General features: G+C 61.0%; 13 protein-coding genes. 11 read left to right on the top strand and 2 right to left on the bottom strand.

Annotation, left to right across the window (positions count from 1 at the left end):
* Positions 1-85: 85 nt before the first annotated feature.
* Together ROSERS_RS08495 and ROSERS_RS08490 are read right to left on the bottom strand one after the other, a co-directional pair.
* Positions 86-994, bottom strand: a complete 909-nt coding sequence (locus tag ROSERS_RS08495) for an ABC transporter permease (RefSeq protein ID WP_011956383.1) — start codon at positions 992-994, stop codon at positions 86-88.
* 21 nt (positions 995-1,015) lie between these two features.
* Complete coding sequence (locus tag ROSERS_RS08490) at positions 1,016-2,116, bottom strand: ABC transporter ATP-binding protein (protein ID WP_041333350.1); 1,101 nt, start codon at positions 2,114-2,116, stop codon at positions 1,016-1,018.
* Between the two features lie 486 nt (positions 2,117-2,602).
* Between ROSERS_RS08490 and ROSERS_RS08485 the strand changes: the two genes are divergently transcribed.
* From ROSERS_RS08485 to ROSERS_RS08435, 11 genes are all read left to right on the top strand, one after another.
* A complete protein-coding gene (locus ROSERS_RS08485) occupies positions 2,603-4,906 on the top strand; it encodes a choice-of-anchor Q domain-containing protein (protein ID WP_011956381.1) in 2,304 nt (767 codons plus the stop codon).
* A 20-nt stretch (positions 4,907-4,926) separates the two neighbouring features.
* On the top strand, positions 4,927-5,514 hold the full coding sequence (locus ROSERS_RS08480) for a carboxypeptidase regulatory-like domain-containing protein (RefSeq protein ID WP_011956380.1): 588 nt from the start codon (positions 4,927-4,929) through the stop codon (positions 5,512-5,514).
* A gap of 142 nt (positions 5,515-5,656) precedes the next feature.
* A complete protein-coding gene (locus tag ROSERS_RS08475; RefSeq protein WP_011956379.1) occupies positions 5,657-7,204 on the top strand; it encodes an adenylate/guanylate cyclase domain-containing protein in 1,548 nt (515 codons plus the stop codon).
* Positions 7,205-7,320: 116 nt separating this feature from the next.
* Complete coding sequence (locus tag ROSERS_RS08470; protein WP_011956378.1) at positions 7,321-8,541, top strand: PSP1 domain-containing protein; 1,221 nt, start codon at positions 7,321-7,323, stop codon at positions 8,539-8,541.
* A 21-nt stretch (positions 8,542-8,562) separates the two neighbouring features.
* The gene (locus ROSERS_RS08465; RefSeq protein WP_011956377.1) at positions 8,563-9,588 is read left to right on the top strand and encodes a Gfo/Idh/MocA family protein; all 1,026 of its coding nucleotides are present in this window, start codon (positions 8,563-8,565) and stop codon (positions 9,586-9,588) included.
* Between the two features lie 23 nt (positions 9,589-9,611).
* Positions 9,612-10,460: a polyphosphate kinase 2 family protein gene (locus tag ROSERS_RS08460; RefSeq protein WP_011956376.1), complete on the top strand. Its 849-nt coding sequence runs from the start codon at positions 9,612-9,614 to the stop codon at positions 10,458-10,460.
* Positions 10,457-11,179: a Maf family protein gene (locus tag ROSERS_RS08455; protein ID WP_011956375.1), complete on the top strand. Its 723-nt coding sequence runs from the start codon at positions 10,457-10,459 to the stop codon at positions 11,177-11,179. Before ROSERS_RS08460 ends, ROSERS_RS08455 begins: the two co-directional genes overlap by 4 nt.
* Complete coding sequence (locus ROSERS_RS08450; protein WP_011956374.1) at positions 11,158-11,922, top strand: response regulator; 765 nt, start codon at positions 11,158-11,160, stop codon at positions 11,920-11,922. The genes ROSERS_RS08455 and ROSERS_RS08450 overlap by 22 nt, the downstream gene beginning before the upstream one ends.
* Positions 11,915-13,018, top strand: a complete 1,104-nt coding sequence (locus ROSERS_RS08445; protein WP_011956373.1) for a diacylglycerol/lipid kinase family protein — start codon at positions 11,915-11,917, stop codon at positions 13,016-13,018. Before ROSERS_RS08450 ends, ROSERS_RS08445 begins: the two co-directional genes overlap by 8 nt.
* Positions 12,925-14,064 (top strand): hypothetical protein, encoded by a 1,140-nt coding sequence (locus tag ROSERS_RS08440; protein WP_232282795.1) that lies wholly within the window; start codon positions 12,925-12,927, stop codon positions 14,062-14,064. The genes ROSERS_RS08445 and ROSERS_RS08440 overlap by 94 nt, the downstream gene beginning before the upstream one ends.
* A complete protein-coding gene (locus ROSERS_RS08435) occupies positions 14,064-15,320 on the top strand; it encodes a glycosyltransferase family 4 protein (RefSeq protein ID WP_011956371.1) in 1,257 nt (418 codons plus the stop codon). Before ROSERS_RS08440 ends, ROSERS_RS08435 begins: the two co-directional genes overlap by 1 nt.
* Positions 15,321-15,615 lie beyond the last annotated feature (295 nt).

The following is a 15,615-nucleotide window of genomic DNA, read 5'->3' as shown; positions in this document are numbered from 1 at the left end:
TCCGCTGGCGAATAAACAAACGCCCTGACGAATACACACGACGCCAGCGCAACCTTCAACCTTCCAAACCTTCAACCTTCAACCTTCACCGATCCTCCTCGGTCGTCACGCGGAAATAGATGATAATCGCCACGGTCAACACAACCATAAAGACAATCGCCATCGCCGACCCCAGGGGCCAGTTCGGCGGGTTCGAGCGGGTAAACAGGCGTTGCAGCAGATTCCCCAAATAATCGACCTTCGCCCCACCGAGCAGGTCGGAAACCACAAACTGCCCGACCGTCGGAATGAACACCAGAACCGACCCGGCAGCCACGCCCGGCATCGTCAGCGGCAGCATCACCTTCAGAAACGCGCGCACCTGGCTGGCGCCCAGATCGGCGGCTGCTTCCATCAGCGTAAAATCGAAGCGTGACAGCGAGGCGTAGATCGGCAGCACCATGAATGGCAGGCTGCCGTAGATCAAACCGACCAGCACTGCCCCTTCGGACGGGTAGAGCGCGACGCGCGGCAGACCCAGCGACTGAATGGCGCTGTTGATGATGCCATTGTTTGATAGAAGAAGCATCCAGGCGTAGGTGCGCACCAGAAAGTTGGTCCAGAACGGGATCAGGATCAAAAAGAGCAACACGGTGCGCCAGCGCGGCGGGCTGCGGACGATGTAGTACGCAAGTGGATAGCCCAGAAGGAGACAGATAAGCGTCGTCCACACCCCCGCCCAGATCGAGCGCCAGTAGGCATTGACGTACAGGCTTTCCGTGAACAGGATGCGGTAATTCTCCAGTGTGAACGTCCACTCGATCCGCCCGCCAGGACCATTGACGGCGAAACTGTAGAACACCACCACAATGAGCGGCAGTGCGAAGAACATGACAAGCCAGAAGAGACCGGGGAACAGCAGCAGACCGAGTTGAAGTCGCTCGTTACGGCGCAGGATGGCGGCAATGCGCCCCTCGCGCGGTTGAGAGTCGGAAGCAAGCGTATCAGCAGCCATCGTCACCTCGCGCGGTCGTGGTCACTCGGTCAGAATAATCGCATTTTCGGCGGGCCACCAGAGATACCCTGTTTCGCCGGGTTGCCAGTAGGCGTCGCGGTCGAGCGTCGAGCGACTGTTCTGTTCCCAGAGATCGAACAATCGCGATCCCAAGCGCACATCGATGCGCGTATCACTCCCGATATACGCCACCCGTTCCACCCGCACCTGATAGCAGTTCGGCGTGCCGGGCGGCGGCGCCTGCACTGAAAGGAACGCCTTCTCTGGACGGATCGAGAGGGTGACGTGCGCTCCCGACGCAACCGGGCGGATGGTCTGCCCTCGCAGCGTCAACCCGTCATCGGAAAGGATGGAGGCGATTCCATCGCGCTCAACCGCTTCGACCTTTCCTTCGATGAAGTTGGTCTCGCCGATGAAATCGGCGACAAAACGGCAGACCGGGCGCTCATAGATTTCGGTCGGCGTGCCGATCTGCAACACCTTCCCGGCGCTCATCACTGCGATCCGGTCGCTCATCGTCAGCGCTTCTTCCTGATCGTGGGTGACATAGATGAAGGTTATGCCGACCCGTTCTTGCAGGCTTTTCAGTTCGAGTTGCATCTCTTTGCGCAGTTTCAGGTCGAGCGCACCGAGCGGCTCATCGAGCAGCAGCACTTCGGGATGGTTGACGAGCGCACGCGCCAGCGCCACTCGCTGCTGTTGACCGCCGGAGAGTTGACGGGGACGGCGGGCGGCAAAATCACCCAGGCGCACCATATCGAGCGCCTCGGTCACCCGCCGCGCAATTTCGGATTGCGGAACCTTCTTCATGCGCAAACCGAAGGCGACATTCTCCGCCACCGTCATATGCGGAAACAGCGCATACGACTGAAAGACGGTATTCACATTGCGCCGGAAGGGTGGCGTGGTTCCGACCGATCTGCCGTGGAGCAGGATATCGCCCGACGTGGGAAACTCGAAACCGGCAATCATCCGCAGGGTAGTGGTTTTGCCGCAACCGGAGGGACCGAGCATCGAGAAGAATTCACCGTCGCGGATCTGCATGGAGACGTGATCGACGGCGCAGACATCTGCGAATCGCTTGACGACATTGCGCAGATCAACTGCTATCCCTTGGTTCATAGCGCGTCCGGCTTGCATCGTTCAACAACAGCGCGTCACAAGACAGGAAAGGACAGCCTGTCATAAAGGTGCGGAACCGCTTCCGCTGCGCTGGCGCGCTCGCCGGTCGGCGTCACTGCGCGCATCTGGCGAAACGAACATTGGAGCGAACCGGCATCGGTGCAGCGGAGATGAAAGCGTCAATCGGATAATGTCATTAAGAATACGTTGCCAGAATTATAGCACAACGCCAGGAGTTTTATACTGGATCGTTGACGCATGCTTGACCCGCACCGCGAACATTGTATATAATGGCGCAGATTTCGCTACAATCCGCATCCAGCGACGCTCCTCAGGCGCATGCAGCGCACCGCTTCCGGTTGACGCATCGGCGCACACGCTCCTGGAGTGATCCAGGATGGACGATCCGAAGCGTCATGTGTCGCCAGTTATTGAGCATGATCCCCCGCCGACCGAACAATCAGACATTGCAGCCAGGAGTGCAACATGCGCCCATCCAGACGTTTTTCTCTCGTGGTGCTGCTCCTTGTGATGACCCTCGCCACCGGCTGGTTCCTCGCCATACCCGTCAGCCGCGCTGCAACGTTCACCATTCCGTGCAGCGACGTTTCGGCGCTCATCACAGCCATTAACACCGCTAACAGCAATAATCAGCCCGACACCATCGAACTTGCCGCCGGATGCACCTACTCGCTGGCGACGGTTGACAATACGTTTGGTGGATCAGCAAACGGATTGCCGGTCATTATTGTTGATAGCTCTTCGACAAACAGCCTGACAATCAACGGGAATGGCGCAACGATTGAGCGCGTGGCTGGAAGCCCGCCGTTTCGATTCCTGTATCTTCGCGATCAAACCTTCGTAAACACCGTTGTGGTGACGATCAATGACCTGACCTTCCGCAACGGCGATACAGACAACGACGAGGGGGGCGCAATTCTGGCGCGCAACGCCCGACTGACCCTCAACCGCGTCGCCTTCGAGAACAACCAGGCGACGTTTGACGGCGGCGCCGTCGTTGCGCGCAACTCTGAACTGACGCTCAACCGCGCCCTGTTCGAGAACAACCGCGCATTGACTGCTGGCAGCGCCGAAGGTGGAGCACTCTACACGGTTAATGCAACCACGACCATTACCGACAGCATCTTTCGCAACAACCGGTCGGAGCGGAGCGGTGGCGCTATCACGTTCCGTACTGATGGCTTCGTCGATCCCGCAACGGTGACCGGCACAACCTTCAGCGGCAACCAGACGACGGGCGAAGGCGGGGCAATCGCGGCATACCACGACGTTACTGTCAGCAACAGCACCTTCAGCGGCAATCAGGCTGGTGACAACGGCGGCGCGCTGTTTTCTGATATGGGAGCTCAACTTGAACATGTGACGATGACCGGGACGCAAACCGGCGGCAACGGCGCGCTGTACGGCACTGCCACGCTGCGCGGTTCTCTGATCGCCGGCAATGCCGACACGTCGCCGGGCGGGGGCGAGAACTATCCCGACATCGCTGGCTCTCTTTCCAGCAACGGATACAATCTCATCGGGAATGTCGGCAACTATGATTTCGCCGCGAACACCACTGGCGATCAGTACGGCGATCCTGTCGGAACCACTACACCGAACACCGGCGCAATTGAGTCGTCAACACCGATCAATCCGTTGCTTGCGCCGCTCGCCAGCAATGGCGGTCCGACGCCAACCCACGCGCTGACGGGAGGTTCGCCAGCTCTGGATCAGATTCCGGCGAGTGCATGCAGCGTGACGACCGATCAGCGCGGCGTTTCTCGACCACAGGGCAGCGCCTGCGATATTGGCGCATTTGAGGCGGTACCTGCGCCTGAAATCGCGGTGTACGACGGTCCTGACGCCAGCAGCCCGGAACTGACGAACAATCAGGCGACGGCGGTCTCCTTCGGAACGACCACCGTCGGCGCACCGGTCGCGCGCGTCTTCACCATCCGCAACGCCGGTACCGCGCCGCTGACCCTCGGCGCACTGACCCTTCCTGCCGGTTTTGTGGTCGTCGGCGCTTTTCCCGGAGGACCAGTCGCTCCCGGCGCGACGGTCACGTTTACGGTGCAACTGACGGCTGCGACTGCCGGAACCTTCAGCGGTACGCTCTCCTTCGTCAACGGCGACGCCGATGAGAGTCCGTTCCGGTTTCCGATCAGCGGCGTTGTTACGGCTGCGACTCCGTCGCTTCAGCAGGCATATCTGCCGTTGATCATGCGACCAGGGCAGCCTGACCTGATCATCGCCAGCATCGAGATCATTCCCAACCAGACAACGTTCGCTGCCGGGCAACTGGTCGAGATTCGGGTGACGGTGAAGAATGTCGGCACTGCGCCTGCCGGACCGTTCTGGGTCGATCTGTACCTCAACCCGGATCGTCCGCCACGGGTGAATGATCTCTGGCACGACCGCTGCGCACTGCAACCCTGTTTCGGCGTTGCATGGGGGGTCACGCAGGCATTGCAACCGGGTGAGCAGATCACCCTCAGCACGAGCGGCGGCTATGATGCGCTCCGCACATACTGGCTCGGCTGGCTGGCAAATGACACAACGACGATCTATGCCCTGGCGGATAGCTGGAACACGGTCGGCGTGAGCGGCGCGGTATTCGAGTCTGACGAAACGAACAATCGCGGCATACGCGACGGTCTGATCGTCAGCGGAACCAATCCGCCAGCGCCGCCATGGACGCCATCGTATCTTGCCGGACCAGCGCACTCGTCGCTCCTGCCGGATCGACCGGCGTATGCACGACCGGGCGGGAAGATTGAACGTTGATACATAAAGGTAAAACACATATGAACGCCAGGCAACTCATAACCGCCATATCGATGATTGCCGGAGGATGGTTGCTCCTGTGGAGCATCGGATCGATCGTCATCGCGTCGCGCCCAATGCAGGCGCAGGAATTGCCGCCCCGCCCGACGCTGACGCCGGTTGTCGCTTCGGAAGAGCCTCGTCGTGAACCGCGTCTGGGGCGGATCGTCGGAACCGTCATCGACCTGACGACCGGCGCACCTGTCGCGGGGATGACCGTGCGCATCAATGACCAGGAACTGCTGACCGACACAAACGGAAATTACGGGCGCGAGAACTTGATGCCGGGAACGTATGTCGTGGAACTGATCGTCCCTCCAGAGCGCGGAACATCCGTCCAGGGGGCGATCCCGATCACCCTGCCGGAAGGCGAGACTGCCCGACAGGACATGGCATTTCGCAGTCCGGCACGAGTGGCCGCGCCAGAACCATCAGGGGATGCTGCGCCTGTGCCGCCGCCTGCGACGCTTCCGGCTACCGGCGCATCGAACGAGGCGCCGTGGATGGCGGTGCTGGGCATGATCTTGCTGGCGGGTGGCGTTCTGATCGCGCGACGTGCGACACCGTAGGGGCGCAGCGGTGCTGCACCCCTACGCCTCATCATAATATAATATTTATTGCCGCACGCCATGGCGTCTGTTATACTAACAGGACAGGCGCGTACAGGGCAATGCTCGTTCCGGCGCTGTTCGGAACGCAGGAGACCGTACCATGGCGCTGATCACTCTCGACATCAACGGCGAGCACAAGACCTACCCGATCGAAGCGCGCGGGTTACGCATCGGGCGTGCGCTGGAGAACGATATTGTGCTCAACCACGCGATTGTGTCGCGCTACCATGCAGAAATCGTCGTGAATGGGCGCGATGTATGGGTGCGTGACACCAACAGTCGCAACGGCGTCTTCGTCAACCGGTTGCGGATCAAAGAAGAGCAACTGCGCGACGGCGACGTGGTTCAGATCGGTCCGTTCGAACTGCGCTTCGAGGAACGCGCAGCACAGAACGTCGTTCTCGATGATAGTCGCTACTTCCCGGTTGCATCTGAGGCAAGCGGCGTCGTCGTACCAGAACTGAACATCGACCTGCGCGAGTTCTTCCGCATCGCCAGGCGCCTCAACCTGATCATCGATATGGGCGAGTTGCTCGACGCAATAGTCGAAGAGGTGCTCCGTCTGATCCCGGCGCAGCGCGCCCTGCTGCTGCTGAAACGCGAGAATGAACTCGTGCCGCGGGTCATCTATCCGCCGTCGCGCCAGGAGGTGGTCATCAGTTCGACTATCGTTCGCAAAGCGCTCGAAGCTGGCGAAGTGGTGCTCACCCGCGACGCACGCCTCGAAATTGGCGGCACCGAAAGCATTATCAGTGCGAACATTCGCTCGGCGCTGTGCGCCCCCCTCCTGGTGGAACAGGGCGCAATCGGGCTGATCTACCTGGACTCCCCCGGACGCGACCGGTTCGGTTCACGTGAGCGCGACCTGCTGGCGGCAATCGCCAACCAGGCGGCGGTCACGATTGAGCGCGCCAGGCTGACGGAAGAACTGCGAAAACAGGAGGCCAGTCGCCAGTTGTTCGAGCGCTTCGTCTCCCCCAGCGTGGCGCGCGATGTTGCCAGTTACTTCTCCGAACACGGTCGCCTGCGTGAACCGCAGGAGTTGATCGTGAGCGTTCTCTTCGCCGATGTCAAGGGATTTTCATCCCTCTCCGAGCGCCTCTCGCCGCGCGAAGTGCAGGACCTGCTCAACGAGTACCTCCACGAAATGACCGAGGTTATCTTCCAGCACAACGGCACGCTCGATAAATATATCGGCGATGGGATTATGGCGATCTTTGGCGCGCCGCAGGTGAACGAATACCAGGATTATCACACCACCGCCATCCAGGCGGTCGATGCTGCGCTTGACATGATCGAAGCGCACCGTCGCCTGATCGAAAAACTCGATCCGTCCAAAGCATTCGACTTTCGCATTGGCATCAACACCGGTCCGGTCTACGCCGGCTTTTTCGGCACCCGTCAGCGCCTGGAGTACACGGTGATCGGTGATACCGTCAACACTGCGGCACGTCTTGAAAGTCGCGCCGATCTCAATTCGGTGCTGATCTCCGAAGCGACGCGCAACGCTATCGGGGATGCGTTCATTCTCCAGGAGATGGGCGATTACCAGTTGAAGGGCAAAGCGCAACTCGTTCACACGTATAAAGTGATCGGTCGCGCACCGGCGCGCCGATCCCGCGCGATCGGTTCGATGAACGCGCCGTGAGACGCGCTGATCCGGGTCGCTGGCAGTGGCGTATAATTGGGGCGGGAAAGAGGGTAAAATCAGCATCTCCAAAGCGCCATTGCACATGAGTTTAGCAGAAAGAACATGAGGTTGTTATGCCCGTTGTGGTCGGTATTCGTTTTAAGGACTCAGGAAAGACCTACTATTTCGATCCCAATGGCATTGAAGCATTATCCCAGGGCGACCACGTGATTGTCGAAACGGTACGCGGCCCGGAACTTGCAAAGGTCGCCTATCCACCGCGACTGGTCGATCCAGAAGAGATCGTCGGTGAACTGAAACCGGTCCTCCGCCGCGCAGAACCGATCGATTTCGAGCGTCTGCGCCAGTTGAACAGTCATCAGGACGAATTGCTCGCCCGCTGCGCCGAAAAAATCCAGGAACACGGACTGCCGATGCGCCTGGTCAAAGCCGAGTATTCGTTCGACGGCTCGCGATTGACCTTCTACTTCACCGCTGAAAAACGCGTCGATTTCCGCGCCCTGGTGCGCGATCTGGCGCGCGCGTTTCGCACCCGCATCGAACTCCGCCAGATCGGTCCGCGCGACGAGGCAAAACTCCTGGGCGGCATCGGTCCATGCGGTCGCCTGCTCTGCTGCGCCACATTCCTTCCCGACTACGCGCGCGTGTCGATTAAAATGGCGAAGGATCAGGACCTCCCGCTGAACCCGACGAAGATCAGCGGAGTGTGTGGACGCCTGCTCTGCTGCCTTTCCTACGAACATGATCAGTACGTGAGCGTCAAGAGCCGGATGCCGCGCAAAGGCACATGGGTGCAGACGCCGGACGGACCGGGTGAGGTAGTGGGGGTCAATGTGCTGCGTGAGACGGTGATCGTTGCGCTTGCCAGCACCGGGATGCAGGAAGAATTTTCACCGACGCAGATTCAGGAAGCTATCCGTCAGGTCGGCGAGATTGCGCGCAGTCGCAATGCCGAGGGGATCACGCCAGCTGCCAGATTGAACCGCTCAGAACGTCGCGCTGAACAGGAACGGCGGGGCGAAAAGCGGCTGTTGCGCGACTCGATCGATAATCCAGACGTGCTCGAGGCGCTGGCCTGGCTCGAAGAAGGCGCCGGTGATCCGCCGCTCGAACTGCTCGAAGAGGAAGACCTCGATATGCTGTCCGACGATCTGCCCATGGTTCCCCAACCATCGAAGCGTTCGGCTGCTCCGCCATCACCAAAGAAATCCGCCGGGCATCATCACGATTCCGGGACGCGCACCGACGAGAGGACGCCATCCGCGCCAGACACTGCATCGCAATCATCCACGTCGCAGCGGCAGCGTCGCCGTCGCCGACCTCGCAATTCTTGAGATCAGGGGAGCACCACAACAATGTATCGGGTTGGTATTATCGGCACCGGTAAACCCTGGCGTTCCGCTGGCGCAACCGGGTTCGGCATGGCGCATATGCACGCGCGAGGGTATCGCGCCGCTCCTGATGCGCACCTGGTAGCCCTGGCGGACCTGAACCTCGATCATGCACGGTCGTTTCAGGAGCAACACGGCGGCGATGCTGTGTATCAGAACTACCGTGAGATGCTGGCAAAGGAACGTCTCGATATTGTCAGCATCTGCACCTGGCCCCACCTCCATGCCGAAATGGTCATTGCCTGCGCAGAAGCTGGCGTGCGCGCCGTTCACTGCGAAAAACCAATGGCGCCATCGTTCGACGAAGCAAAGCGGATGGTCGCGGTATGCGAAGCCAGCGGCACACAGTTGACCTTCAACCACCAGCGACGTTTTGGCGCGCCATTTCGGGCAGCGCGCGATCTGCTGCGCGCCGGTGCGATCGGCACATTGCAGCGTATGGAAGCGACGTGCGACAATCTGTTCGACTGGGGAACGCACTGGTTCGATATGCTGTTCTTCTTCAATGATGAAACTCCGGTCGAATGGGTCATTGGTCAGATCGATACGCGCAAACCGCAAACCATTTTTGGTGTGACCGTCGAGAGTCAGGGGATCAGCCAATTCCGCTTTCGCAACGGGGTCACCGGCATGCTGCTGACAGGCGACAGTGCCATTCCTCCACTCATCATCCGGTTGTACGGCGATGAGGGACTGATCGAGATCGGGCAGAGCAACGATACACCGTTGCGCCTCTGGAATCGCAGCGCATCAGGATGGCAGAACATCGACGTGGGTGAAGGGTTGCACGACGAAGCCTGTCATACGCGCGCGATCCTGGATCTCATCGATGCGCTGAAGAGCGGGCGCGAGCCGGAAGTATCGGCGCGGCGCGCATTGCAGGCAACAGAGTTAATCTTCGCAACGTATGAGTCGAGCCGACGTCGCGGTCGCATCGATCTGCCCCTGACGACTGACGTGCCGCTGACGACGATTACAGCAACGGCGTGAGTAGCACGCAACGGGAGCGTCGTATGCACTATGCCCATACCGTCATTCCAGGCACGCAGGTGCGCCTGCGCGACATCGATCCCGATGCCAGCGGCGGGCTGACGAAGGACGAGGGGCGGGAGCGATTCGCCAGCTTCAACGCCACCCTTGACGCCATGCAGGAAGAACTGTACGCTGCTGGCGTCCACGCGCTGCTCCTCATTCTGCAGGGAATGGATACGGCTGGCAAGGATGGCGCTATTCGGAACGTTATGCACAACCTCAACCCACAGGGGTGTCGGGTCGAGTCGTTCAAGGTTCCTACTGAAGAAGAACTCGCCCACGATTTCCTGTGGCGCGTGCATAAAGTCGTGCCACGCAAAGGGATGGTCGGCGTCTTCAATCGTTCGCACTATGAAGATGTTCTGGTTGTGCGCGTCCATTCGCTCGTTCCCGAGCACGTCTGGCGCGCGCGCTACGATCAGATCAATGCGTTCGAACGCCTGTTGACCGACACCGGCACGATTATCGTCAAATGTTTTTTGCACATCAGCAAAGACGAGCAGGAAAAGCGGTTGCTGGCGCGGGAGCAGGACGTAACAAAAGCCTGGAAACTCTCGGCTGGCGACTGGCGTGAGCGGGAACGCTGGGACGAGTACATGGCGGCGTATGAAGAGGCGCTGACCCGCTGTAGTACGGAGTATGCGCCATGGTATATTATTCCGGCGAACCGGAAATGGTACCGCGACCTGGCGATCAGCGAGGTGCTGGTTGAAACCCTGCGACCTTACCGCGACGACTGGCAACGCGCCCTCGACGCGATGAGTCAGGCGCGACTCGCCGAATTGAAGGCGTTCCGTCACCAACAGACTGCCGGTGCAACCCGCCTATGACCACGACTGACGACACTCCATCATCGCCGCCGCTGGTCCTGGCATCCGCCTCGCCGCGCCGACGTGAGTTGCTCGCGTACCTGGGCGTGCCGTTCAGGATCATCGCCACGGATGCCGAGGAGCACGAACACGACCCGCCAGCGGAGATTGTCGCTGCGCTGCCGCCACTGGCGTTGCCGTTGTTCGACCATCCGACGTTGCGCGCCTGGCGCAAAGCCCATGCCGCTTGCGCATCAGCGCCCGATAGTGTTATCATCGGCGCTGATACGATTGTGGCGCTTGAAGGCACGGTGCTCAATAAACCGGTCGATCCTGATGACGCACGTCGCATGCTGCGCCGCCTTGCGGGAAAAACGCATACGGTCTATACCGGTCTGGCAGTCATTGATGCCCGGCGCGCAGACGCATCGCCGTTGCTCGATCTGGTCGCCAGTCAGGTGAGCATCGCTCCGCTGAGTGATGCCGACATCGATGCGTACGTCGCAACCGGCGAACCGCTCGATAAAGCCGGCGCCTACGGCATCCAGGGTTTGGGCGGTCAACTGGTGCACGCGGTGACCGGCAGTTATACCTGTGTCGTCGGTCTGCCGCTGGTCGAAACCTACCGCATCCTCAGCGCGGCTGGCATTCGCGGTTTGCGTGATCCAGTCGAAGGATATCGGCGCTGGTTGCGTGATCAGGGAAAGGAGACTCCGTCGTGTCCGTCAACCCTCCCGTAAAATTGCTGATCGTCGACGACCACCCGCTCTTCCGCCAGGGAGTGCGTGCGGCGCTCTCCACCTATCAGGACATTCTGGTTGTCGGAGAGGCATCTTCCGGCGAGGAGGCGCTGGCGTGGATGAATGCCGCCCCACCCAACCAGGAACCAAACACGGTGGTTGTTGATCTGAACCTGCCGGGGATGAACGGTCTGGAACTGACCCGTCAGTTGCGGCTCAATTACCCTGGTGTGGGCATCGTGGTCCTGAGCGTGTACGAAAGCGATGAGCAGGCGTTCAATGCCCTCCGCGCCGGTGCGTCGGCGTACCGCTCGAAGGATGTCAACCCCGCCGAACTTGCCCAGGTGCTACGGCGTGTGGCGCGCGGCGAGTATGTCATCAACGATGTGGTGCTCGACGATCCGAAAGTCGCCGGGCGGGTGCTGTCGCAGTTCCGTAATCTCCCGCAAGACCTGACGAATCTGCCGGAGGTTGAGTTTCCGCTCTTTACGCCGCTCAGCGATCGGGAGATCGAGGTGCTCGAACGCATCGCAGCCGGCGGCAGCAATCGCGAGATCGCCGAAGCACTCCACATCAGCACCCAGACGGTCAAGAACCATATTTCGTCGATCCTGCGCAAACTCTCGCTGAACGATCGGACGCAGGCAGTGCTCTACGCGCTGCGCCGCGGCTGGATCGAAGCGCCGGGCACGATCCGTAGCGGACCGCCATCCTCCGATACTGAGGATGATGAGGATGAGTAACCTGGATCGTTTCACTGCCCTGCATCAAGCAGCGCCGACCTCGCTCGACGGCAGCGATGGATTGCCGCGTGATGCGCGGGCGCTGATCGTTCTGAATCCGTATGCCGGACAGGCTTCCTCCCTGCGCCAGAATGTGGAAGAGGCGCGCAACGTCTGGCTGACGCATGGATGGACGGTCGATGTGGAAATGACGCACCAACCCGGCGATGGCATCCGCCTGGCGCGTGAAGCGGCGGAGCAGGGGTACGACGTCGTAGCGGCAGCCGGCGGTGACGGTACGATCAACGAGGTTATCAATGGTCTGGCAGGAACGCGCACCGCACTGGCGGCGTTGCCGATCGGCACAGTCAATGTCTGGGTGCGCGAACTCGGCTTCCCGCTCGAACCACGCGCCGCAGCAGCAGCGCTGCTGCACGCCCGTCGTCATCGCATCGATCTCGGGCGCGCGGGCGACCGATACTTTTTGCTGATGGCAGGCATCGGCTTCGATGCTGCGGTTGTCAACGAAGTGCGCAGCGACGAAAAGCGACGCCTGGGGGCGCTGGCATACGTGGTGCGCGCCTTCGACCTGGCGTTGCGCTATCGGGGGCGGCGCGCGCGCATCGCGCTCGATGGGCGCATCATTCGTGGGCGTGTGCTGCTGGTGGTGATCGGCAACAGTCAGTTGTACGGCGGCGTCTTCAAGATCACAGCGCGCGCCTGCATTGACGATGGACTGCTCGATGTGTGCATCATCAAAGGCGACAGCCTGGCGGAAGCGCCGTTGCGCCTCTTCTCCATCCTGCGTCAGCGGTACAACCTGGATCCGCGGATCGAGTACCACCGCGCGCGCGTCGTTCACATCGACACCCGCGGCGCGCTGCCGGTCCAGGTCGATGGCGATCAGTCCGGCTCGACTCCCATGACCTTCAGTGTCGCACCCGGCGCGTTGTATGCCCTGCTGCCGCAAACGCCGCCAGCCGACGACCTGCTGCGCGCCGCGCCGCCCCGCCGACGCCGCATGTGGCAACGCGTGATTGGCTGGTTCGCCCGCCGTATGGCATTCTCGGACGCTCCAGGGCGGCGCGGCGCGCCGGTCCCGCCGCATCAGGTATGACTATGCGCTTCCCGGTGATCTGTCTGGTGATCATGCTCTTGACTGCATGCGCATCGTCAGCGCCCAACCCCACACCCGCACCGGCGCTCCTGCCTGCCACCGCCCCGCTACCAGAACCCGGCGCACCCCAACCGACGGTTATCGCCGCTGGTGTGCGTCTCCCTGGACGGTTGCTCTTCGTTCGCGACGGTACGATCTGGATGTGGCAGGATCAGACCGGACGCCCGTTGATCGGGGACGATCAGGCGGTTCAGCCGGTCTGGGCGCCGGATGGGAGCGCCATTGCATATATTCAACGCGATCAGAGTTCGAGCGATCTGATGATCGCACCGCTAGATGGCGGCGGACCGCTGCGCCTGACCAACAACGGCTCGCGGCATCCTCCCGGCAGTTTCGAGCGTATCTCCGACAGCGTATGGGCATTCTATCCCTCATTCGCGCCCGACGGTCAAACTATTGCATATGCGTCGCAGTACGCGCCGCCTTCCGGTTCGCCAGCAGCGGAATATCACCTGGCATTGTTTACCATACCGGCGCAACCCGGCGGTGTGCGCCGCCTGATCTATGCCGATGATACCGGTCACGTCGGGCGGGTGACGCATACTCCCGACGGTTCAGCAATCGTGTTTACGCTCGAACCGGCGTATGCTGGCGGTTCATCGCAGATCATGCGCTACGACCGTACCACCGGCACGGTAGCGCCCCAACCCGATGTTCCTTCAGGCAGTTACGATCCGGCGTTTTCGCCCGATGGGCGCTGGCTGGCATTCGCCGGTCGCGATGGCGACCGCACCGACATCTTTGCCGTTCCGGCAGCGGGTGGAACCATTGTGCGTCTGACCGGTCTGGGAACCGCACGCGCACCCGCTTTCTCACCGGATGGAAGGCGGATTGCATTCCTGGCAGTCGCTCCAGGCGAGACCGGGTTCGATCTGTGGGTGGCAGACATCCGTATCATCGGCGACAGCATCCAGGCGTCTTCACCGCGACAGGTGAGCATGGGGCTGCGCGCTGACGCCGACTCCGGGTTGAGTTGGGGAAAGTAGTGCATTTCCTGCATGTCGTCCAGCTCTACCACCCGGTTGCCAGCGGCGCAGGGCGCTATTTTCGCGCGATTGGCGAGCGCCTGGCAGCCGAAGGGCATCGGGTGACCGTTCTTGCCACCGACGCCCACGATCTCGAACACATCTGGATGCCGGGACGCCGGCGGGTTGAAACCGCAACCGAATGGTTCAACGGCGTACAGATCGTGCGTTTGCCCATCGTTCGCCGACCAGGACCACCCCTGATCTACCCGGTGATACGCCGGTTGATGACAGAAATCTCGCGCCTGCCCAACACAACGCCGCTGCTGCAACGTCTTGCAACCTGGACGCCGCGCTGGCCCGGCGTTGAGACGTTCTTCGAGCAGTACGGACCCTTCGACCTGGTGCATGCAACGAACATTACGCTCGATTTCGCCCTTCTGCCGGTATTTGCCTGTGCACAGCGCCAGCGCATCCCGTTCCTCTGCACGCCGTTCATCCACCTGGGAGAGCCGGGGAGTCGCGCCATTGTGCGGTACTACAGCATGCGTCATCAGATCGACCTGCTTCGCAGAAGCGAACGGGTCATCACGATGACCGGACTGGAACGCGATTTTCTGGCGGCGCGCGGTGTGACGCATGAACGACTCCGGGTGGTGGGGGTTGGCGTGGCACCGGAAGACCTTCAGGGAGGCGACGGCGACCGTTTTCGCGCCGAACAGCGTATCGACGGACCGCTTGTGCTCTTCATCGGCGCGCTGGCATACGATAAAGGCGCCATCCACCTGATCAAAGCGATGCAGCGTTTGTGGCGCGCAGGGCATCCGGGAACGCTGGCGCTCATCGGTGCGCCGCTGGCGCACTTCGAAGCATTCTATGCACGCCTTCCCCAATCAGATCGCGCGCGCATCCGCTTCCTGCCCTACGCGCCCGAGGCGGTCAAGCGCGACGCACTGGCGGCGGCAGATGTGTTTGTCCTCCCATCCCGCACCGACTCATTCGGCATCGTCTTTCTCGAAGCGTGGTGTTACGGCGTGCCGGTGATCGGAGCGCGCGCCGGCGGCATTCCCGACGTCATCACCGATGGGGGTGACGGTCTGCTGGTGCGTTTCGGCGATGTCGCCGGGCTGGCGCAGGCGATCCGGGTGCTTCTCGACGACCGCGCGCTTGCCCGGCGGTTGGGCGCCGCCGGGCGCGAAAAGACGCTGCGCAGCCTGACATGGGATCACGTATACGCGCGAGTGCGCGCCGTGTATGCTGAGGTGTGCGGGTTGTAGATCACAACTATCGAACATCACATATTTTACAGAAACTTTACAGAAGATTTATCATACGCTGAAAAAGACTGCGTACTATAGTCGCACCATTCCTGATTACCGCCACTTAACCAAAGTCGAGGAAGCTCTCTCCGCGCAAACAATGTTTGTTTGCTGCAATCGTCTGTTGACCGCCGGGCGCCGCCCCGACTGCGGATGCCTTGTGCTACCTGTGTCATGACGCCTGGTAGTACAGCCCGGCTGTTCAACAGTGCGCTTCCTCACCACGAAAGGAGGTGGAAATCCCAGGGTTTGA

This window comes from Roseiflexus sp. RS-1, assembly GCF_000016665.1.
Lineage (GTDB): Bacteria > Chloroflexota > Chloroflexia > Chloroflexales > Roseiflexaceae > Roseiflexus.
This window is presented reverse-complemented; position numbering and strand designations above follow the sequence as displayed.

What these genes read in the sequence shown, in the direction of transcription:
- ROSERS_RS08460 (WP_011956376.1), top strand. Translation starts at nt 9,612, where the DNA reads ATGCACTATGCCCATACCGTCATTCCAGGCACGCAGGTGCGCCTGCGC.
- ROSERS_RS08475 (WP_011956379.1), top strand. Translation starts at nt 5,657, where the DNA reads ATGGCGCTGATCACTCTCGACATCAACGGCGAGCACAAGACCTACCCG.
- ROSERS_RS08485 (WP_011956381.1), top strand. Translation starts at nt 2,603, where the DNA reads ATGCGCCCATCCAGACGTTTTTCTCTCGTGGTGCTGCTCCTTGTGATG.
- ROSERS_RS08465 (WP_011956377.1), top strand. Translation starts at nt 8,563, where the DNA reads ATGTATCGGGTTGGTATTATCGGCACCGGTAAACCCTGGCGTTCCGCT.
- ROSERS_RS08490 (WP_041333350.1), bottom strand. Translation starts at nt 2,116, where the DNA reads ATGAACCAAGGGATAGCAGTTGATCTGCGCAATGTCGTCAAGCGATTC.
- ROSERS_RS08455 (WP_011956375.1), top strand. Translation starts at nt 10,457, where the DNA reads ATGACCACGACTGACGACACTCCATCATCGCCGCCGCTGGTCCTGGCA.
- ROSERS_RS08470 (WP_011956378.1), top strand. Translation starts at nt 7,321, where the DNA reads ATGCCCGTTGTGGTCGGTATTCGTTTTAAGGACTCAGGAAAGACCTAC.
- ROSERS_RS08480 (WP_011956380.1), top strand. Translation starts at nt 4,927, where the DNA reads ATGAACGCCAGGCAACTCATAACCGCCATATCGATGATTGCCGGAGGA.
- ROSERS_RS08495 (WP_011956383.1), bottom strand. Translation starts at nt 994, where the DNA reads ATGGCTGCTGATACGCTTGCTTCCGACTCTCAACCGCGCGAGGGGCGC.
- ROSERS_RS08445 (WP_011956373.1), top strand. Translation starts at nt 11,915, where the DNA reads ATGAGTAACCTGGATCGTTTCACTGCCCTGCATCAAGCAGCGCCGACC.